Below are 19876 nucleotides of genomic sequence, written 5' to 3' on the forward strand. Positions count from 1 at the left end.
TGGGGCCTTCGAGCGCGTGACGCCGATGCCAGCGCGCAGCGGTGCGCCGGCTCACGCCTGCCGCCTCAGCAGCAAGCTTGCAGCCTTGAGTGGCGACGTTCTTAACCAAATGTGCGCGACCTCGCGGCGTCAATGAGGCAGTCTTATGGCTGTTCATCCGAGGGTTCCCCGTGTGGCGATGGGTTGGTGTGAGAACCCTCATCTTCCACGGCCTCGGGTGAACAACCTCTTGGGAAACGACAGCTAGCGGAACAAGCCCAGATCAACAGCCATGACCCTGCGAGCCACGCTCTACGCCCGCTACAGCACGGACAAGCAGCGCGAAACGTCGATCACTGATCAGCTTCGCGAGGCCCGCGCACGGGCCGACCGCGAGGGCTGGCATGTGGTCGCGACGCACGCCGACGAAGGCGTCAGCGGCTCCACGCCGCTGGCGATGCGCCACGGCGGCAAAGCGCTGTTGGCCGATGCCCTGGCCAAGCGCTTTGATGTGTTGATCGTCGAGGGGCTGGACCGACTCAGCCGCGAGATCGGCGAGGCCGAAACCATCGTCAAGCGGCTGGAGCATCGTGGCGTGCGCATCATTGGCACGGCCGATGGCTACGACACCGAAGCCAAGGGCCGCAAGGTCATGCGCATCGCGCGCGGTCTGGTGAACGAGCTGTATCTCGACGACTTGCGCGAGAAGACGCACCGGGGCCTAGCCGGGCAGTTTGAGCGGGGCTTTCATGCCGGCGGCCGAACCTACGGGTACACCAGTGCCCTTGCGGAAGACGGCCAGAGCCGGCGCATGGTCATCGACGAAGTCGAAGCAGCAGTAGTCCGTTCGGTCTTCGAGCAGTTTGCCGATGGGCACAGCACGCGGCACATCGTCCACCAGCTCAACGAGCGCGGCACGCCAAGCGCGCGCGGCGGCACCTGGGCCGTGAGCGCCCTGCAAGGCAGCAGCGGCAAGGGCCTGGGCATGCTGAACAACGGGCTGTATGTCGGCCGCGTGGTGTGGAACCGGCGGCAGTGGCTGAAAGACCCGGAGACGGGCGCCAGGCGCTACGTGGAGCGCCCGCAGAGCGAGTGGCAGACCCGAGAGGCCCCAGAGCTGCGAATCGTCACCCAAGAGCTTTGGGACCGCGTGCAGGAACGCGCGCGCCGTGGCCCAGCGCGTGGAACGCGCACCGGCAAAGGCGCAATCCCGCGCACCCTCTTCGCGGGCGTGCTGCGCTGCCACGCCTGCGGCGCCGCCTTCACAGCGATCAACGCAGAGCGCTACGGCTGCAGCGCGCGCAAGGACCGCGGCCCGGCCGTGTGCGGTTCCGCTCTGACAGTGCGACGCGAAACGCTGGACAAGCGCCTTTTGGCCGAAGTTCGCGATGAGCTGCTGAGCCCTGAGGCGCTCACGATGCTCCAGCGTGAAGTGACGGCGCTGATGGCAGACGCGCAACGCGAGGCTGCGGGCGATGCTGAGACGGCACCGCGCCAGCTCCGCACGCTCGATGGCGAGATCGGCCGTATGGTCGATGCCATCGCCGCCGTCGGCATCAGTCCTGCGCTGCAGCAGCGCCTACGCACCGCCGAAGGCGAGCGCGCGCGCCTGGCGCTGCTGATCGAGCAGGCGCAGGCGGCACCGCGCCAAGTCATCGACGACATCACGGCGCGATACCGGCGCCAGATGCTGGAGCTTCAGCGGGTGCTTGAAGAGGACGCCGACCGGGACCGCACTCGCGCGCTGCTGGCCGACATGCTGGGCCCGGTGCTTATCGGCCGCGACGCCGACACAGGCGAAACGTGGGCCGAAATTGAAAAACCCGCCGAGCGGCTACTGCTACTCGGCGGGTCTCTGAAAGTGGTTGCGGGGGCAGGATTTGAACCTACGACCTTTGGGTTATGAGCCCAACGAGCTACCAGACTGCTCCACCCCGCGACTGAAGCTAGCAGTATATACGAGATTTCAGCAAATCGGAAAGCCTTCACGCCGGCGGGCCCAGCGGGAGGCTCAACGCGCCGTGGATGTCGTCACGGACAGCTTGAAATGACTCCCTCAGAAAGGCAACTGGGCGCCGCGGGCCTGTAGCCTGGTGCGCAGATGCGACCGGGCGCGGGACACGCGGCTGCGGACGGTGCCGATGGGCACCGATAGCAGGGCCGCTGCGTCCTCGTAGCTCATGTCGTCCATGGCGACCAGCAGCAGCACTTCACGCATCTCAGGCATCAGGCCGTCGAGCTCGGTCTGCAGCAAGGCCATCAGCTGGTTGAGATGGCATTGCTGCTCGGGATTGGCGTGGCTGCAGGGCGTGGCGTCGAGCGCGGTTTCGTCTTCGAAGCGATAGAGCCGCGACGGCGCGCGCGAGAGATGGTTGCGCACCAGGTTCATGGCGATGCCATACAGCCAGGTCGACAGCTGCGATTCACCGCGGAACTGTTCAAAGGTGCGCGCGGCCTCCACGAAGGCCTGCTGGGCCAGTTCTTCGGCTTCGGTGCTGTTGCCGATGTGGCGCAACACAAAGCGGTAGAGGCGATCCCGATGCTCGCCGAACAGCTCCGAGAAGATGACGTTCGGGTCGGCAACGGCAGGGTGACGAATCTGAGGACACTGGAGTTGCATCACGGGCTCCGCACAGGTGAGACGGCCCCGATTGGCCGGCTTGTCTGAACAGACGCCTTCGCGGTTCCGGCTGCGACAGCGCGAGCGCGCTGCGCCCCGCATTCACGGGCATGGGTTAACCCGTGCGGGCCGGGACGATGTCGCGGCTTTCAGTGCATGGCCTGCATCAGCAGCGTCCTGACTCGCCAAGTCAGCGCGTCGACGTCGGCCGGCAGTGCGGCATGGAACTCGGCGCCGAGGACCTGGTCGAGGGCCTGGCGCCGCTCGACGCTGAGGCTGGCCGGGTCGAGGCCCAGCGCCTCGGCAACGCGCCGGAATCGCCAGCCCAGCAGGACGGCCGAGAACTCGATCTGCAGCAGTTGAGACTGGGCCTGCAACAGGCTGAGCGCCGACTCCGCGCAGGCCACTGCATGCCGCACCGTTCGAGCAGGTAGCAGGCGACGGGGCTGCAGGCTGAGCTGCCATTCGCGTTCGGCGATGGCGCTGGCCGCCTCGCCGAACTGCTCGCGCAGCGCCGCGACAAAAAGCCGGCCGATCTCGTTGGAAACCGGCGGCGCGGGCGTGGCCCCGCTGCATACCTGCAACCGGCCGTCCGCCCAGCTCGCCCACAGCAGGCGGCCCGCGGAAGCGGCATCCACAAAGGTGCCTATCCCGGGGTGGGGCGGCGCCGCCAGACGGGTGGCGGCCGGGGCAGGCGTCGGTTTCAGAACATGGTCCAGAGGTCAGCAGTCGCCGTGCAAATCCTCGGGAATCGGCGAATCTGCAGGCTTTCCTTAGGTAACGGCGGCATCGACCGGGTTCCTTGCCTTGCCATCCGACCGCAGGGTGCTACTTGACGGCCTCGACGCTGAAGACCGCCGCGCCGTACTCGGCCGCGCAATTGGCGTGGCCGCACGCCGGCTGGCCCAGCAGCCAGTGGGACGCGCCCGATGCCACCCCCGTCGCCGGGCCCTCGGCCGGCAGCGTCAGGAAGCCATAGCTCGGGTCCTTGTCGGTCGCCCAGGGGGCAAAGCTGCGCGGCTCCGCGGTGACCAGCACGAAGAAATGCTCCAGCCCCGGTGGATCGCTGGCCTTGAGCGGCCAGCTGGCGCCGGGCAGGCGCAGGGTTTCTCCGGCGCGGATGTGGTTGTTCTTGGCGCGGTCGTTGGGGTAGAGCTGCACCAGGCTGCCATCGGGGCCGGCCAGCAGCACATAGACATAGCCGTCGCGCGAGGCGCTGACGCTGAAGCGCAGGTCGTCCTGGTCGATGCGCAGCCGAGTGCGCTCGGCCATGGCCTGCACGTCGAAACCTTCGCTATGGCGGGCCACCATCTGGCGGAACTGCGCCGGCAGATCGCGCGGTGCAGGGTCGGCCTGCGCCGGCGCGGCTGCGGAGACTGGCGCCGCGGCCACCACGGGCTCTGCAGGCGTGGGTGGCCGGGTCGCGAACCAGGCCACCGCGCCCGCGACGGCCAGGCCGGCCAGCCCGAGGCTGATCGGCAGTGGCGCGCGGCTGGCCGGCTTGGGGGCCGCGGCCGGGGTCGGCGCAGCGGCCGGCGCCTGGATCAAGGTTGCCATCTGGCCCACCTTGGGCGTGTAGTGGCCCGTCAGCCCGAGCGCCTCGCGGAAGTCCGTCATCGACTGTATGCGCTGCTCCGGCAACACCTGCAGCGCCCGATCGACGGCCTGGACCAGCCGGTCGCTGTAGCGCCCCTGCGCCAGCTCGGCCAGCGGCTGGTAGCCGTCCTTGACCATGCGCGCCACGCTCGGCGGCGGCGTGCGGCCGGTGATGGCGCAATAGACGACTGCGGCCAGGGCGTAGACGTCGGTCCACGGCCCCTGCTTCATGCTCGGCACCTCGGCGTACTGCTCGATGGGGGCATAGCCGGGCTTGAGGATGACGGTCAGCGCCTGCGTCATGTCACCGATGACGCGGCGCGCAGCGCCGAAGTCGAGCAGCAGCGGCCGCCCGCTGCCGGCGACCAGGATAATGTTGTCGGGCGCGATGTCACGGTGGTAGCAATGCTCGCCGTGCAGCACCAGCAACGCCTCGGTCAGCGAGCCCAGCATGTCCATCAGCCAGGCTTCGCCGGGCGGCTCGGGCATCTCCTTGAGCGTGTCCTTCAGCGTCTTGCCCTCGACATAAGGCATGACCATGAAGGCCGTGCCGTTGGCCTCCCAGAAACGGTAGACCTTGACGAGGGATGGGTGGTCGAACTGCGCCAGCAGCCGCGCCTCGTTGATGAAGCTCTTCAGACCCGCCTCGAAGGTGTCGCGATGGCGCTCCGAGCGCACGCGCACCTGCGAGGCGTCGCCGCGCAGCGCCAGCGCGGCGGGCATGTACTCCTTCAACGCCACCGTGCGCTCCAGCGCGTGGTCGCGTGCCAGGTAGACGATGCCGAAGCCGCCCTCGCCCAGCACGCGGATGACCTCGAACTCGGCCTGCCGGCTGCCCACGGGCAGTGCGTTGCCGCCCTCCTCGCGTTCGACGCGCGCCGGCGACGGCTCGACGGGCGCGCTCGGCCGGATGATGGTCGCGTCGCTGTCGTCGCTGTCGTCGCTGTTCGGGTCCGGGGTGCTGGAGGCGGGAGAGTTCATCGTGATGGGTGGCGGCAGGCGCAGCGCACGCGCGCCCAACTGGCTGAGTGACGTCAGGCGCCATTCCGTTCCCGCCGCGCGCAGACGGCGCGGCGCAGGGAACTAAGCGACAACCGTGGTTACTCACCGCCCGAGCCCTCGTCTGCCAGCTCTCAGGCAAGCACGGGCCAGTCCCTCAGCGCCCTTCGGAACCCCATGGACACGACGCCCTTTGATGAGCCGCTCGACCCGGTGCTGTCGCTCAGCGACCCGGCGCTGGCGCCCTGGCTGGTGGGCGTTGCCGAAGACGATGTCTGCGGCCCCGACCTGGAATACGACAACGACTTCCTGGCCCTGACCCAGGCGGCCGCGGGCAAACCCGAGACCCAGTTCGCCCCCGCCGAGCCGCCGGACTGGCGTGGCGTGTACAGCCAGGCCGAAGCGCTCAACAGCCGCAGCCGCGACCTGCGCATCGCCAACCTGTGGCTGCGCGCCCGCCTGCGGCTGGAAGGCTTCGCGGCGCTGGCGCCGGGCCTGCGCCTGTTCGAGCAGTTGCTGGTGCGCTGGTGGGACGAACTCCACCCCCGCCCCGAGGATGGCGACGCCTTCGCCCGCGTCAACGTGCTCAACGAGCTGGCTAGCCTGGACGCGACGCTGGGCGACGTGCGCGCCAGCCTGGTGCTCAACGACCGCAGCATCGGCCAGATCAGCGTGCGCGACATCGAGATCGCGATGGGCGGCCTGACGGCCCGCGATGACGAGTCCGTGCCCTCTCGCGGCCAGATCGAGAACATGCTGGCCGACGCGGTGGCCGACAACCCGCAGGTCAACACGCAGGCTGCCGACGCCATCGCCGCGCTGGATGCGTTGGTGGAATGCCTGTCGACCCGCCTCGGCTACGGCGAACAGCCCGACTTCACCGCGCTGCGCAACATGCTCGACAGCGTCGCTGCCGTCTCGCCCCGCCCGGTCAGCATCGATGCCGATTCGGACGATCTGGCCGGCATGCTCAGCGACCTGGGCATCGACGACAGCAACAGCGGCAACGATGCAGCTCCGGCGCCGGTGCGCCGTGGCCGCGGCGGCGGCGGCGGCGCGCTCGGCAGCATCGAAAGCCGTGCCGACGCAGTGCGCGCCATCGACCTCGTCTGCGCCTACCTCGACAAGAACGAGCCCACCAACCCGGCTGCCGACCTGCTGCGGCGCGCCCAGCGCCTCATCGACCGCAACTTCCTGCAGCTGGTGCGTGAGTTCGCGCCCGAGGCCGTCGGCGAGGTCGCCCGCATGCTCGGCGTCGACCCCGAAACCCTGCAGTAGTCGCGATGAGCACACCGATGTCGTCTTCTACATCCAAGGCCCCGCGGCCTTCGACCTTTTGAACCCCGATCGCCAGGAGCACTGATATGAGCAAGAGCAGCCAGAAATTCATCGCCCGCAACCGGGCCCCGCGGGTGCAGATCGAGTACGACGTGGAGCTCTATGGCGCCGAGAAGAAGGTGCAGCTGCCCTTCGTCATGGGCGTGATGGCGGACCTGTCCGGCAAGCCCGAGGACCCGCTGCCGCCCGTATCGGACCGCAAGTTCCTGGAGATCGACGTCGACAACTTCGACTCGCGCATGAAGTCCATGAAGCCGCGCGTGGCCTTCGCTGTCGACAACACGCTGACGGGCGAAGGCAGCCTGCCGGTGGACATCACCTTCGAGAGCATGGACGACTTCTCCCCGGCCGCCGTGGCGCGCAAGGTGGACGGCCTGAACAAGCTGCTCGAAGCGCGCCAGCAGCTCTCCAACCTGATCACCTACATGGACGGCAAGAGCGGCGCCGGCGACCTGATCGCCAAGGTGCTGGCCGACCCGACGCTGCTCAAGACGCTGACCGACGCGCCCAAGTCGGAATAGGCCCGCAGACCCAAGAACACGACCGGAGCTTCCAACATGACCCAAGCGGAACAGTCAGCATCGGCCCTGGCGGGCGTGACCTTCGAAGGCAATGACTTCGCGGCACTGCTGAACAAGGAATTCAAGCCCAAGACCGACGAGGCGCGCGGCGCCGTGGCCCAGGCCGTGCAGACGCTGGCCCAACAGGCGCTGTCCAACACCACGCTGCTCAGCGACGACGCCGTCAAGACCATCGAGTCGATGATCGCGGCCATCGACGCCAAGCTCACCGAGCAGGTCAACCTGATCATGCACCACGAGGATTTCCAGAAGCTGGAATCCGCCTGGCGCGGCCTGCACTACCTCGTCAACAACACCGAGACCGACGAGCAGCTCAAGATCCGCGTGATGAACGTCTCCAAGACCGACTTGGGCAAGACGCTCAAGCGCTACAAGGGCACGGCCTGGGACCAGTCGCCGCTGTTCAAGCGCCTGTACGAAGAGGAGTACGGCCAGTTCGGCGGCGAGCCCTACGGCTGCCTGGTGGGCGACTACCACTTCGACCACACGCCGCCCGACGTCGAGCTGCTGGGCGAGCTGAGCAAGATCGCCGCCGCCGCGCACGCGCCTTTCGTCACCGGTGCCGCACCCAGCGTCATGCAGATGGAAAGCTGGCAGGAACTCGCCAACCCGCGCGACCTGACCAAGATCTTCACCACGCCCGAGTACGCCGCCTGGCGCTCGCTGCGCGAGAGCGACGACGCGCGTTATCTGGCCCTGTGCATGCCGCGCTTCCTGTCGCGCCTGCCCTATGGCGCCAAGACCAGTCCGGTCGACGAGTTCGCCTTCGAGGAAGACACCGAGAGCGCCGACCACAGCAAGTACACCTGGTCCAACGCAGCCTATGCGATGGCGGTCAACATCAACAGCTCGTTCAAGCAGTACGGCTGGTGCTCGCGCATCCGCGGCATCGAGTCCGGCGGCGCGGTGACAGGCCTGCCCACGCACACCTTCCCGACCGACGACGGCGGCATGGACATGAAGTGCCCGACCGAGATCGCCATCTCGGACCGCCGCGAGGCCGAGCTGAGCAAGAACGGCTTCCTGTCGATGGTGCATCGCAAGAACAGCGACTTCGCGGCCTTCATCAGCGGCCAGTCGCTGCAAAAGCCCGCCGAATACGACGACCCGGACGCGACCGCCAACGCCGCCCTCGCCGCCCGCCTGCCCTACCTGTTCGCCTGCAACCGCTTCGCCCACTACCTGAAGTGCATCGTGCGCGACAAGGTCGGCTCGTTCAAGTCGCGCGACGCGATGGAGGACTGGCTCAACAGCTGGATTCTCAACTACGTCGATGGCGACCCGATGAATTCGTCGGAAGAGACCAAGGCCATGCGCCCGCTCGCGGCGGCGCAGGTCGAAGTCTCGGAAGTGGAAGGCGCGCCCGGCTACTACCAGTCCAAGTTCTACCTCAAGCCCCACTACCAGCTCGAAGGCCTGACCGTGTCCTTGCGGCTGGTGTCCAAGCTGCCGTCCGAGAAGTCGGCCTGACCCACGACGCGGAGAACTCGCCCGGCGCGGGAGCAGGGCGAGCCCTCCAACACCACCACCGAACCCGCGCAGTCTGAACCCCCACAGGAGATACCAACATGGCAGTCAATGCATTCCTCACCTTCTTCGACAAGGCCGATGGCGAGTCCATCCAGAAAGGCAAGGAGAAGTGGATCGAGATCCAAGGCTGGGACTGGGAAGTCGAGGCCGAGACCAGCTGGACCAAGGGCGGCGGCGCCTCCGTGGGCAAGCCCAACCCCGGCAAGATGAACTGGGAACACTACTTCGACACCTCGTCGACGGTCATCATGGGCTACATCTGCACGGGCAAGGCCTTCCCCAAGGTCGAGCTGCAGATGATGAAAACGACGGGCAGCGCCACGCCCGAGACCTACTTCACGATGACGATGGAAGGCTGCTTCATCACCAAGGTGCAGATGAACGGCACCGAGGAAGGCAACGTGCAGCAGAAGGTCGAGATGGTCTTCAAGACCGTCAAGATCGAATACAAGCCGCAGGACAACAAGACCGGCAAGCTCGGCGCGCCCAAGACCTACAACTGGGACATCCCCGCCGGCACCGCCTCGCCATCGGCTTGATCTTCTGAAGCGGTCCCGGCGAAATGAGCCGTTCCAACATCTTCATGCAGCTCATCACCGGCGCCGGGCCGGTGGTGGGCGAAGGGCTGCTCGAGGGCTGGGAAGGCTCGGTCGAGATCCTGGAGTTCAGCTGGGGCATGCATGCCCTGAAGGACCCCAAGGGCCGTGCCGGCGGCCTGGCCGGCGTCGCGAGTGCGGCGGCCGCGATGGCCGGGCTGGGCAAGCCGGTGACCATCAAGATGGAGCCGCTGGTGTTCCAGAAGCGCTTCGACGTGGGCTCCTCGCAGCTGCACTTCTGCGTGGACAACCACCTGCCCGTGCTCAGCGCCACCATCACCGTGCTGCACATCAAGCAGCAGGGCCGCGCCATCCACCAACCCGGCTTCGTGGTGGCCTGCACGCAGGGCTATTTTGAAAGTTGTGTGCTTGACGTTCGCGACGACGGCAACTCCAAGGAGTTGATCGAGACCTATACGCTGAACTTCAAGAACATCAAGATGACCTATCTGAAGACGCTCGGCAAGGACAACCTGCCCACGGCGCCTTTCCTCCACCCCGTCTCGTTGATTTGAAGAGCTTGCAATGGCCAACGGCGGTGCTGACATCTTCATGATCCTGTTGCGACCGAGCCGCGTGCCGGTCACCGGCGAGGCCGTGTCCCATCTCTTCCAGGGCCAGGTCCTGATCGAGTCCCTGCGCTGGAACCTCCACAACGAGAACGAACGCAAGAACGCGGAGGGCCGCGACGACGCCTACAACAAGCGCAAATACCTGGTGGGCCAGAGCGGCAGCATCGACACGCGCGCCCGCCATGCCTGGGAAGACTCCGAGCGTGAGCTTCGCCGCGCCGGCAAGGCCATGCAGAAGGCACAGCGCGACGCGGCCGACGACGACGAACGCGACGAGATCTACGCCGATTACCTCAAGCAGGCCGATGCCATTCGCGCCGCCCACAAGGAAACCTTCAACGAGATCCTGGGCCATGAACGCGCCCGCACGAAGGACGAGCTGCGCTATGCGCAGCGCCAGTCGGAGGTCGACGAAGCCGAACGCAACCGCAACTTCGAGATCACCTTCACCAAGCGCGTCGACATCGCCAGCACGCAGCTGCTGAACTCGATGAAGGCCGGGGACGTCTTCCCGTCGGGCACGCTGACCATCCACAAGCGCTCTTCCACCGTCATGGACGGCACCTCGCTGGTCTTCACCATCCAGAAGATCCGCCTGCTGGACTACCAGCTGCAGGTTGCCGTGACCGACACGATGACCGAGATGATGGAGGAGTGGACCTGCGAGTTCGGCGCGCTGGCCTATGTCTACAAGAACCCGCCGTCGCACTACTCGCACGGCAACGCCGGCCAGGCGGCGGCCAAGACCGCGTCGCAGGGCACGATGCGCGCGTTCACGATGAAGAACATCGGCTCACCGATCTAGCGCTGTCTTCCACCATGGCCCTGACCAACTACCGCGACATCAGCACGTCCGTGAGCGACGTGTCGGCCGGCTTCCAGTTCGAGTTCTTCTGCGAGAAATGCGGCGAGAGCTCGCGCTCGGCCTTCAAGCCCTACCGCAAGGGCCAGATCACCGGCTGGCTGAGCCGCTTTGCCTTCATGTTCCACGACCTGGGCAAGGCCAGCCGCGCCACCGGTGCGTTCGCCGAAGCGGGCGGCAGTGGCGCCAAGGGCGACGCGCTGGCCGAGGCGATGGCGGCTGCGGCTCCGCTGTACGAGCGCTGCACCGGCTGCCGCAAATGGACCGGCCGCGAGTGCTGGAACAGCAGCAGCGGCACCTGCAAGGACTGCACGGCCAAATCGACCTCAGGCGCCGCCGCCAGCACCGCCGCCTATGGCAATGCGAGCGGCGGCGCGGCCTGCCCCAACTGCCAGACGGCCAGCGAAGGCGGGCGCTTCTGCCACGAATGCGGCTTCGACATGGCCAGCACGCACAAAAGCTGCCCGGCCTGCGGCATCACCCTCTCGCGGCAAGCCCGCTTCTGCACCGATTGCGGCCATGGCTTCTGATCTCACGCCCACCCCACAGCAAGCCGCCGAAGAACGGGTCCGCGCCGGCGACCCGCGCGCCGCACTCACCCAGCTGACCCAGGCCGTGCGCGCCAGGCCGGCCGACCCCAAGCTGCGCACCTTCCTGTCGCAACTGCTCAGCGTGCTCGGCCAGTGGGAGCGCGCGCACACGCAGCTCAACGTCGTCGCCGACCTGGACGAGCTCGCCATCCCGATGCGCGAGACCGTCGGCCACGCCATCCGCTGCGAGCTGCTGCGCGCCGAAGTCTTTGCCGGCAGGAGAACGCCCGTCGTCTTCGGCCAGCCCGAGGCCTGGGTGGCGCAGCTGATCGAGTCGCTCAGGCAGCAGGCCGAAGGCAAGACCGAACTCGCCGCCGACCTCGCCGCCAAGGCCTTCGAGGCCGCGCCCGCCAGCGTCGGCAGCCTCGACGGCCAGCGCTTCGACTGGCTGGCCGACGCCGACTCGCGCCTGGGCCCCGTGCTGGAGGTCTGCCTGAACGGCCACTACACCTGGGTGCCCTTCAAGCACCTGGCCAAGGTCCACTTCGACGCGCCCGAGGACCTGCGCGACTGCGTCTGGACACCGGCCCAGCTGAGCTTCACCAACGGTGGCAACAGCGTTGCGCTGGTGCCCACGCGCTACCCGGGCTCCGAGAAAAGCGAGGACGGCCTCATCAACCTGGCGCGCAAGACCGAGTGGCTGCCCCTCCCAGGCGAGGACCGCTATGCCGGCCTCGGCCAGCGCGTGCTGACCAGCGACAGTGGTGACCATGACCTGATGACGATTCGCGACATCGTCTTCGATGTGACCGAGGCGAGCTGATGGCCGGCCTGGGCGCCCAGGACCGCCTGCAGCCCTCGCTGCTGGACCGACTCACCGACAACGACCCCGGCAGCAAGGTCGAGGCGTTGGACGCCCGCGTGCTCAACCGCCGCCAGCTGCGTGAGGCCGTGCTGCGCGACCTGTCATGGCTGTTCAACGCCGTCTGCGAGGAGCCCGACCCCAACCATGGCGACCCCGAGCGCGCCGCGCTGTGGCAAAGCCTGAGCCATGCGCGCGACTCGGTGCTGAACTTCGGCATCCTGCCGCTGACGGGCCAGTCCTTCACAGTGCACAACTTCCCCATCATCGAAGCCCAGGTGCGCCAGGCCATCATCCGCTTCGAGCCGCGCCTGGACCCGGCCAGCGTCGAGGTGCGCATCCTCAATGACATGAGCACCGGCCTGCGCCCCACCAGCCTGCGCCTGACCATCAAGGGCCAGCTCTGGAACCAGCCGGTGCCGCTGGAGCTGCTGTTGGCCGCCGATGTCGACGTCGACACCGGCCAAGCCGCCGTACGAGACATGCGAGGCTGAAGATGGCAATCAAAGGCAACCGCAGAGGCACTGAGTCACTGAGGAAACACAGAGCGACTGTCTCTGTGCCTCTGTGCCTCTGTGGTTGCATTTCCAACGACTGACATGGACCCCCGCCTCCTTCGCTACTACAACCAGGAACTGCGCTACCTGCGCGAGATGGGTGGCGAGTTCGCGCGCGAGTTCCCCAAGATCGCCGGGCGGCTGGGCATGGAAGGCCTGGAGGTGGCCGACCCCTATGTGGAGCGCCTGCTCGAAGGCGCCGCCTTCCTGGCCGCGCGCGTGCAGCTCAAGCAGGACGCCGAGTTCCCGCAGCTCGCGCAGCGCCTGCTGGACATGGTCAGCCCCAACCTGGCCGCACCGCTGCCGTCGATGTTGGTGGCGCAGCTGCAGCCGGCCAACGACCCCAACCTGATCGCCGGCTTCACCTTGCCGCGCGGCAGCGCACTGCTCGGGCCGCGCACGGCGCTGGGCCCGACGCGCTGCGAGTTCCGCACCGCCCAGCCGGTCACGTTGACGCCCGTCAAGGTCGCCGGCGTCGAGTACTTCCTCAGCGCCAGCGACATCCCCATGAGCGGCCTGCCCCTGCGCGAGCGCCCCAAGAGCGGCGTGCGCGTGCGGCTGGAGCTGCCCGTGGGCATGCGCTTCGCCCAGCTGCCCTTGAGCAGCCTGCGCTTCTTCATGGGCGGCCTGCAGGACGTGGCCCTCAAGCTGCACGAGCTGGCCAGCTGCCGCTGCGTCGGCGTGCTGGCCGGCGCCGGCGGCAAGGATGCCCAGCGCAGCTTCCTGGCTGCCGACAGCGTGCGCGCGGTGGGCCTGGAAGACGACGAAGCCATGCTGCCGGTCACGCTGCGCGGCCTGGCCGGCACGCGGCTGATGCAGGAGTACTTCGCCTTCCCGCAGCGCTTCCTGTTCATCGACGTGGCAGGCCTGGCGCCCGCCTTTGCGCGCGCGGCCGGCAACACGTTCGAGCTGGTGCTGCTGTTCGACCGCTACGAGGCCTCGCTGGAGGGCGGCGGCGAGCCGGCAAATTTCGCGCTGAACTGCGTGCCGGCCATCAACCTGTTCGAGCGCCGCGCCGAGCGCATCGCGGTGGACGACAGCAGCACGGCCTTCCAGGTCATCCCCGACCGCCTGGCCGGCACCGACTTCGAGGTCTTCGACGTCGCCACCGTCACCGGCTATTCCAACGACAGCGACGAGCTGAAGTTCCTGCCGTTGTTCGACGTGCCGCATGCCGAGCCGGCCGGCGCCGCGGGCTTCTTCAGCGCGTTGCGCGAGCCCCGCCTCATCAGCGAGCGCGGCAAGCGCGAAGGCCCACGCTCGGCCTATGTCGCGTCGGAGGTCTTCTTGTCGCTGGTCGACCTGCAACGTGCGCCCTTCCGGCAGGAGCTGCGCCAGCTCGGCGCCCAGGTGCGCTGCACCAACCGCGATCTGCCGCTGTTCATGCCGGCCGGCAGCGCCGACGGCGGCCTGACGCTGGAAAGCCGCGCGCCCGTGCAGGGCGTGGGCATCGTCGCCGGTCCGTCCAGGCCGGTCAGCGCCACACGCGAGGGGCCGCAAGCCTGGCGGCTGCTGTCGCTGCTGTCGCTGAACTACCTGTCCCTCGTCAACGAGGACCCCGAGCGCGGCGCGCTGGCCCTGCGCGAGCTGACGGGTCTGTTCGCGCAGAGCAATGACGCCGGCCTGCTGCGCCAGGTGGAGGGCCTGCGCGCGGTCAGCGCCAGCCCGGTGGTGCGCCGCCATCCGGCCCCCGGCCCCATCGCCTTCGGCCGCGGGCTGGAGGTGCGCGTGGAGGTCGACGAGCTGTGCTTCGAAGGCGGCAGCGCCACGCTGCTGGGCGCCGTGCTGCACCACTACTTCAGCCGCCATGTGTCGATGAACAGCTTCGTGCAGACGCAGCTGGTGTCGCGCACGCGGGGCGAGCTCAAGCGCTGGGCGCCCCTGAGCGGCGCCAGAGCATTGCTATGAGCGAGGGCGAGAAGGTCTTCGACGCGCTGCGGGCGCGGCCGGGTCGTTTCGACCTCTTCCAGGCCCTGCGCCGCATCGAGGCCGCTCACCCGCACAAGCCGCGCCTGGGCGACGCGCTGCGCCCGGGCGACGAGCCGCTGCGCTTCAGCGGCGAGGCGGCGCTGAACTTCGCGCCCACGCCCATCACGCGGCTGGAGGCCAACGCCTACGGGCCACCGCGCCTGGTACAGCGCGTCATCGGCCTGTTCGGCCCCAACGGCGCCCTGCCCACCCACCTGACCGAGTACGCGCGCGAGCGCCAGATGCACCATGGCGACCGCAGCTTCGGCGCCTTTGTGGACCTGCTGCTGCACCGCTTCGGCCTGCTGTTCTACCGGGCCTGGGCGCGTGCCAACCCGGTGGTCGGCATGGACCGCGGGCAGGACGCGCCCATCGTGCGCCACGTCGGCGCCCTGGTCGGCCTGGCCGAACCTTCGCAGCGCGAGCGCGACGCCCTGGGCGACTTCCCCAAGCTCTTCTTCGCCGGCCGGCTGGCCCGCTCGGCGCGCGATGCCGACGGCCTGCAGTCATGGATCACGCTGCGCTTCGGCGTGCCGGTGCAGGTGCAGCAATTCTGCGGCCACTGGATGACATTGGACCCCGACGAGCGCACCCGCATCGGCCGCTTCACCGGCCCCGGCGCGGCCTTGGGCCGCGGCGCCATGCTGGGCCGCCAGGTCTGGGACGTGCAGCACAAGTTCCGCATCGTCATCGGCCCGCTGAAATGGCCGGACTTCCAGTCCTTCCTGCCCCAGGGCCAGCGGCTCCAAGCCCTGCAGGCCATGGTGCGGCAGTTCGTCGGCTTCGAGTTCGCGTGGGATGTGCAGTTGCGTCTGCAGCCCGCCGAGGTGCCCGCCTGGGCGCTGGGCCGGCAGCGGGGCATTGGGCAGTTGGGTCGAAGCGCCTGGCTGAACAGCGGGCGGCCGAGGGAGCGGGCGGATCAGCTGATCATGAATGTCGAAAGCATCTGCCGGGCGCCGTTGAAGGCTTCGTTGGCGCCGGCGCATTTGGATTAGGGTGTGCCGCCGGGACGCGGCCGCGCAACTACTCCGTTGCTCGGGCCAGAGGCCCGATCCTTCGCCAGGCGCAAACAGTCCTCAGGACTGTTTGAGTCCGGGCTCAGTCCCCCGGGCCGCTGCGCGGCCCTCCTCCTTTACCTTCGTGATTGCGCGCCCCCGCATCCCGGCTCAGCCACCAGCGGGTTTTCGCCGCGACAACCGAATGCAACGACAGCGGGAGGGCGGGCGGGTCTGATGCGAAGGTAAAGGGGGAGGGCCGCGCAGCGGGCCGGGGGACATGGAGCATCAGGCCTACCCGTTCTCCTGCGCCCAACCCTTCATTGCTGCTCGACGCTGGAACCGAACGGCCCCCTCGGTCACTTAGCACCGAGGAGATCTACAAATGACCGACATCAGCCGCCAAGCCCTGTTTGGCAAGCTCAACCCGCTGGCCTACAAATCCGTCGAGGGCGCCACCGTCTTCTGCAAGCTGCGCGGCAACCCCTATGTGGAACTGGTGCACTGGCTGACACAGCTGCTGGAGAACAACGAGTCCGACGTGGCCGCCATCGTGCGCCACTACGGCCTGGACGCCGCAGCACTGGCTCGCGATGTGACGACCGCGCTGGACCGCCTGCCCCGTGGCTCCACCGCCATTCAAGACTTCTCCGAGCACATCACCCACGCCATCCAGCAGGGCTGGGTCTACGCCACGCTGATGTACGGCGACGCCCAGGTGCGCAGCGGCCACCTGCTGCTGGCGCTGCTGTCCACGCGCACGCTACGCGATGCGCTGGTGGGCATCTCGCGCCAGTTCGAGAAGATCAAGGCCGACGACCTGGCCGACAAGCTGCCCAGCCTCGTCGGCAAGACCGGCGAGGCGGGCCTGGGCGCCACCGATGGCAGCGCATTGAACGCCGCCCAGCCCGGCCAGGCCGAGGGGGCGATGGCGCCCGCGGCGATGGGCCGCCAGGAGGCGCTCAAGAAATTCACCGTCGACCTGACCGAGAAGGCCCGCAAGGGCGAGATCGACCCCGTGACCGGCCGGGATGACGAGATCCGCCAGATCGTCGACATCCTGATGCGCCGCCGCCAGAACAACCCGCTGCTGACCGGCGAGGCCGGCGTCGGCAAGACGGCCGTGGTGGAAGGCTTCGCGCTGCGCCTGGCGCGTGGCGACGTGCCCCCGCCGCTGCAGGGCGTGACGCTGCTGACGCTGGACATCGGCCTGCTGCAGGCCGGCGCCTCCATGAAGGGCGAGTTCGAGCAGCGCCTGCGCCAGGTCATCGACGAGGTGCAGAGCAGCCCCACGCCCATCATCCTGTTCATCGACGAGATCCACACCCTGGTGGGCGCCGGCGGCGCGGCCGGCACGGGCGACGCGGCCAACCTGCTCAAGCCTGCGCTGGCGCGCGGCAACCTGCGCACGGTCGGCGCCACCACCTGGGCCGAGTACAAGAAATACATCGAGAAGGACCCGGCGCTGACCCGCCGCTTCCAGACCGTGCAGGTCGAGGAGCCCGACGAGAAGAAGGCCATCCTCATGCTGCGCGGCGTGGCCACGGTGCTGGAGGGTCACCACAAGATCCAGTTGCTCGACGAGGCCATTGAAGCCGCCGTCAAGCTGTCGCACCGCTACATCCCGGCCCGCCAGTTGCCCGACAAGGCGGTCAGCCTGCTCGACACCGCCTGCGCCCGCGTGGCCGTCAGCCAGCATGCGATGCCGGCCGAGGTGGAGGATTGCAAGCGCCGCATCGAGTCGCTGGAGATCGAGCAGGGCATCATCGGCCGCGAGGCCCAGGTGGGCGTACATGTCGGCGACCGCGGCGTGTCGGTGGAAGAGAAATTGACCCACGAACGCGCCCGCCTCGGCACGCTGGAAGCCCGCTGGCGGCAGGAAAAGGATGTCGTCGCCAGGATCCTTGAACTCCGCGCCAAGCTGCGCGGCGACGGTCAGCCGGTGGACGAAGCCGCTTCAGCCCAACCCGACCGCGACGCCCTGCTCGCCGACATGCACGCAGCGCAAGCCCAGCTCGCCGAGCTGCAGGGCGACCACCCGCTGATCCTGCCCTCGGTCGACGCGCAGGCCGTGGCCAGCGTCGTCGCCGACTGGACCGGCATCCCCGTCGGCCGCATGGTCAAGAACGAGCTGGAAGCCGTGCTGCGCCTGGGCGCCACGCTCGGCCAGCGCGTCATCGGCCAGCAGCATGGCCTGGACATGATCGCGCGGCGCATCCAGACCTCGCGCGCCAAGCTCGACAACCCCAACAAGCCCATCGGCGTCTTCATGCTCTGCGGCACCTCGGGCGTGGGCAAGACCGAGACCGCGCTGGCCCTGGCCGAGTCGCTGTACGGCGGCGAGCAGAACGTCATCACCATCAACATGAGCGAGTACCAGGAGTCGCACACCGTCTCCACGCTCAAGGGCGCACCTCCGGGCTATGTCGGCTACGGCGAGGGCGGCGTGCTGACCGAGGCCGTGCGCCGCCGGCCCTACAGCGTCGTGCTGCTGGACGAGGTCGAGAAGGCCCACTCCGACGTGCACGAGCTGTTCTTCCAGGTCTTCGACAAGGGCTGGATGGAGGACGGCGAAGGCCGCATGATCGACTTCAAGAACACCATCATCCTGCTGACCAGCAATGTGGGTTCCGAGCTGATCATGAACATGTGCCGCGACTCCGAGCTGCTGCCCGACCCCGAGTCGCTGGCCACGGCGCTGACCGAGCCGCTGCAGAAGGTCTTCCCGCCGGCGCTGCTCGGCCGCATCGTCACCATCCCCTACTACCCGCTCTCCGACGAGATGCTGGCGAAGATCGTGCGCCTGCAGCTGGGCCGCATCGCCCGCCGCGTGGCCGAAAACCACCGCATCCCCTTCGAGTACAGCGACGCGGCGGTGGAGCTGATCGTCAAACGCTGCAACAACGCCGAGAGCGGCGGCCGCATCATCGACGCCATCCTGACCAATACCGTGCTGCCCAAGGTGTCCATCGAGTACCTGTCACGCACGGCGTCCGGCCAGCCGCTGCAGCGCGTGGGCCTGGGCGTGGCCGACGGCGATTTCTCTTACGAATACGGCTGAAGCCCACCGGGGGCTTACAGCCACCACGGCCATCGCGGATGGGAACACTTCAAGGAGCTTTCATGAAACTGATTCTCGAGTTCGGAACGAAGACATTGGTGCCCTTCGTCGGCGGCTGGGCCGCGGGCAAGGTGTTCGACGAGATGTACGACTCGTCCAGGGACTTGCTCCTCGACAAGGACATGGACAAGCAGGTCAAGATCAAGCGCATGGAGCTGCGCATCGCCGAGAACGAGCGCACGCTCAAGCAGCAGGAAGAACTCATCCGCCTGCAGCGCGCCCGCTCCGACGACCTGGCCAAGCAGACGCAGGACCAGTACTTTCATCTGATGGACCTCAAGAACAAGACGAAGTACTGACCGGCCTGCGCCACTGGAATTGCCAACTCAACGACTGGAGCCCCCATGGCAGACGAAGCAACCCTCATCAAGAAGCTTGCCGAGCAGTTGAAGCGGATCGAGAGCTTGAGAAAAGACCACGCCAAGCTGGACAAGGAAACCGACGACCTCGACAAGAAGATCAAGGCAATGCAGCGCACGCCCGTCTTCAAGCTGACCGGCTTCGTCGCGGCGTACACGCAGTACGTGAAGGACACCGATGGGCTCATCAGCGTCATGCCGAGCTGCCTGAAGGCCATCCAGACGGCCGAGAACTCGGCCACCGTGGCCAGCGTGGCCGCAGCCGTGAAGGCCATTGCCGAGCAGCAGAAGGCCGCCCTCAAGTCGGCCGGCGCCGACGCGTCGAAGAAAAAAGCCGCCGTCCAGTTCAACAAGGACCTGGACAAGATGAGCGGCAAGCTCGAAGCCCTGCTGTGAAGCGCTGAGCGGTCAGCACCTGCATGCCACGCGAGCGCCCCGCCACCGCGCCGACACCGTACACCGCGCGCCGCACGCTGCGGGACGTATTCGGCGCCCCCGACCCGCTGGCCCGCGCCGCCGGCAACCAGCGCACCACGCAGCGGGGGTGGGTCTACGCCCTGACCCCTGGCGGCGGTGAGACCGCGAACTTCGTGGCCGGCAGCCGGCATGACCGACCGTGGGATCTTGTCGACGCCGGACTGCGCTATTTCAAGGGCCGGGCCGAGCGCTTCTCCCTGGTGCTGTGCAGTCCCGTGCCGGTGGCGCCGCGCCTGCCCGGCTGGGCGGTGGCGGCGCAGCAGACCGTCTACCGCCGCGCCGCTGGCCGGCGGACCGGCGAGGCGCTGACGCTGCAACCGGTGCGGGGCGGCAC

The 19876-nt window shown here is 68.0% G+C and carries 20 protein-coding genes and 1 tRNA gene; 16 read left to right on the forward strand and 5 right to left on the reverse strand.

The window, feature by feature from the left end; translation table 11 throughout:
• Nucleotides 1-157 (reverse strand): leucine zipper domain-containing protein (locus tag ACT6S0_RS18835; RefSeq protein WP_444765342.1); only part of this gene is annotated, 157 nt, incomplete at its 3' end.
• Between the two features lie 114 nt (nt 158-271).
• Here ACT6S0_RS18835 and ACT6S0_RS18840 point away from each other — a divergent pair.
• The gene (locus ACT6S0_RS18840) at nt 272-1885 is read left to right on the forward strand and encodes a recombinase family protein (protein ID WP_444765343.1); all 1614 of its coding nucleotides are present in this window, start codon (nt 272-274) and stop codon (nt 1883-1885) included.
• Here the strand turns inward: ACT6S0_RS18840 and ACT6S0_RS18845 are convergent.
• The 4 genes from ACT6S0_RS18845 to ACT6S0_RS18860 all read right to left on the reverse strand — a co-directional run bounded on the left by ACT6S0_RS18845 (nt 1842) and on the right by ACT6S0_RS18860 (nt 5176).
• Nucleotides 1842-1918 (reverse strand) — tRNA-Met (locus ACT6S0_RS18845). The genes ACT6S0_RS18840 and ACT6S0_RS18845 overlap by 44 nt on opposite strands.
• A gap of 117 nt (nt 1919-2035) precedes the next feature.
• The gene (locus ACT6S0_RS18850) at nt 2036-2599 is read right to left on the reverse strand and encodes an RNA polymerase sigma factor (protein ID WP_444765325.1); all 564 of its coding nucleotides are present in this window, start codon (nt 2597-2599) and stop codon (nt 2036-2038) included.
• A 149-nt stretch (nt 2600-2748) separates the two neighbouring features.
• The gene (locus tag ACT6S0_RS18855; RefSeq protein WP_444765326.1) at nt 2749-3237 is read right to left on the reverse strand and encodes a hypothetical protein; all 489 of its coding nucleotides are present in this window, start codon (nt 3235-3237) and stop codon (nt 2749-2751) included.
• Between the two features lie 190 nt (nt 3238-3427).
• A complete protein-coding gene (locus tag ACT6S0_RS18860; protein ID WP_444765327.1) occupies nt 3428-5176 on the reverse strand; it encodes a serine/threonine protein kinase in 1749 nt (582 codons plus the stop codon).
• A 195-nt stretch (nt 5177-5371) separates the two neighbouring features.
• On the opposite strand from ACT6S0_RS18860, the gene tssA reads away from it, so the two are divergent.
• The 15 genes from tssA to ACT6S0_RS18935 all read left to right on the forward strand — a co-directional run.
• Nucleotides 5372-6472, forward strand: coding sequence for a type VI secretion system protein TssA (gene tssA, locus ACT6S0_RS18865; RefSeq protein ID WP_444765328.1), 1101 nt, complete (start codon nt 5372-5374; stop codon nt 6470-6472).
• An 86-nt stretch (nt 6473-6558) separates the two neighbouring features.
• The gene (tssB, locus tag ACT6S0_RS18870) at nt 6559-7053 is read left to right on the forward strand and encodes a type VI secretion system contractile sheath small subunit (RefSeq protein ID WP_444765329.1); all 495 of its coding nucleotides are present in this window, start codon (nt 6559-6561) and stop codon (nt 7051-7053) included.
• A gap of 36 nt (nt 7054-7089) precedes the next feature.
• Nucleotides 7090-8583 (forward strand): type VI secretion system contractile sheath large subunit, encoded by a 1494-nt coding sequence (gene tssC / locus ACT6S0_RS18875; protein WP_444765330.1) that lies wholly within the window; start codon nt 7090-7092, stop codon nt 8581-8583.
• A gap of 98 nt (nt 8584-8681) precedes the next feature.
• On the forward strand, nt 8682-9182 hold the full coding sequence (locus tag ACT6S0_RS18880; RefSeq protein WP_056264929.1) for an Hcp family type VI secretion system effector: 501 nt from the start codon (nt 8682-8684) through the stop codon (nt 9180-9182).
• Between the two features lie 23 nt (nt 9183-9205).
• Nucleotides 9206-9754, forward strand: a complete 549-nt coding sequence (locus ACT6S0_RS18885; protein WP_444765331.1) for a hypothetical protein — start codon at nt 9206-9208, stop codon at nt 9752-9754.
• Between the two features lie 10 nt (nt 9755-9764).
• Entirely contained in the window at nt 9765-10616 is an 852-nt protein-coding gene (locus tag ACT6S0_RS18890) for a type VI secretion system tube protein Hcp (protein WP_444765332.1), read from the forward strand.
• 14 nt (nt 10617-10630) lie between these two features.
• Complete coding sequence (locus ACT6S0_RS18895; RefSeq protein WP_444765333.1) at nt 10631-11203, forward strand: double zinc ribbon domain-containing protein; 573 nt, start codon at nt 10631-10633, stop codon at nt 11201-11203.
• Entirely contained in the window at nt 11193-12026 is an 834-nt protein-coding gene (locus tag ACT6S0_RS18900; RefSeq protein ID WP_444765334.1) for a type VI secretion system accessory protein TagJ, read from the forward strand. The genes ACT6S0_RS18895 and ACT6S0_RS18900 overlap by 11 nt, the downstream gene beginning before the upstream one ends.
• Nucleotides 12026-12559: a type VI secretion system baseplate subunit TssE gene (tssE, locus tag ACT6S0_RS18905; RefSeq protein ID WP_444765335.1), complete on the forward strand. Its 534-nt coding sequence runs from the start codon at nt 12026-12028 to the stop codon at nt 12557-12559. The genes ACT6S0_RS18900 and tssE overlap by 1 nt, the downstream gene beginning before the upstream one ends.
• Before the next feature lie 105 nt (nt 12560-12664).
• Nucleotides 12665-14530, forward strand: coding sequence for a type VI secretion system baseplate subunit TssF (gene tssF, locus ACT6S0_RS18910; protein WP_444765336.1), 1866 nt, complete (start codon nt 12665-12667; stop codon nt 14528-14530).
• A complete protein-coding gene (gene tssG, locus ACT6S0_RS18915) occupies nt 14527-15585 on the forward strand; it encodes a type VI secretion system baseplate subunit TssG (RefSeq protein ID WP_444765337.1) in 1059 nt (352 codons plus the stop codon). Before tssF ends, tssG begins: the two co-directional genes overlap by 4 nt.
• 385 nt (nt 15586-15970) lie before the next feature.
• Nucleotides 15971-18646 (forward strand): type VI secretion system ATPase TssH, encoded by a 2676-nt coding sequence (gene tssH / locus ACT6S0_RS18920; protein ID WP_444765338.1) that lies wholly within the window; start codon nt 15971-15973, stop codon nt 18644-18646.
• A 62-nt stretch (nt 18647-18708) separates the two neighbouring features.
• Nucleotides 18709-19005: a hypothetical protein gene (locus tag ACT6S0_RS18925; protein ID WP_444765339.1), complete on the forward strand. Its 297-nt coding sequence runs from the start codon at nt 18709-18711 to the stop codon at nt 19003-19005.
• A gap of 45 nt (nt 19006-19050) precedes the next feature.
• Nucleotides 19051-19461, forward strand: coding sequence for a hypothetical protein (locus ACT6S0_RS18930; protein WP_444765340.1), 411 nt, complete (start codon nt 19051-19053; stop codon nt 19459-19461).
• 23 nt (nt 19462-19484) lie between these two features.
• A partial coding sequence (locus ACT6S0_RS18935; RefSeq protein ID WP_444765341.1) for a hypothetical protein occupies nt 19485-19876 on the forward strand: 392 nt, incomplete at its 3' end.

The organism is Roseateles sp. (assembly GCF_052436255.1).
Lineage (GTDB): Bacteria > Pseudomonadota > Gammaproteobacteria > Burkholderiales > Burkholderiaceae_C > Pelomonas.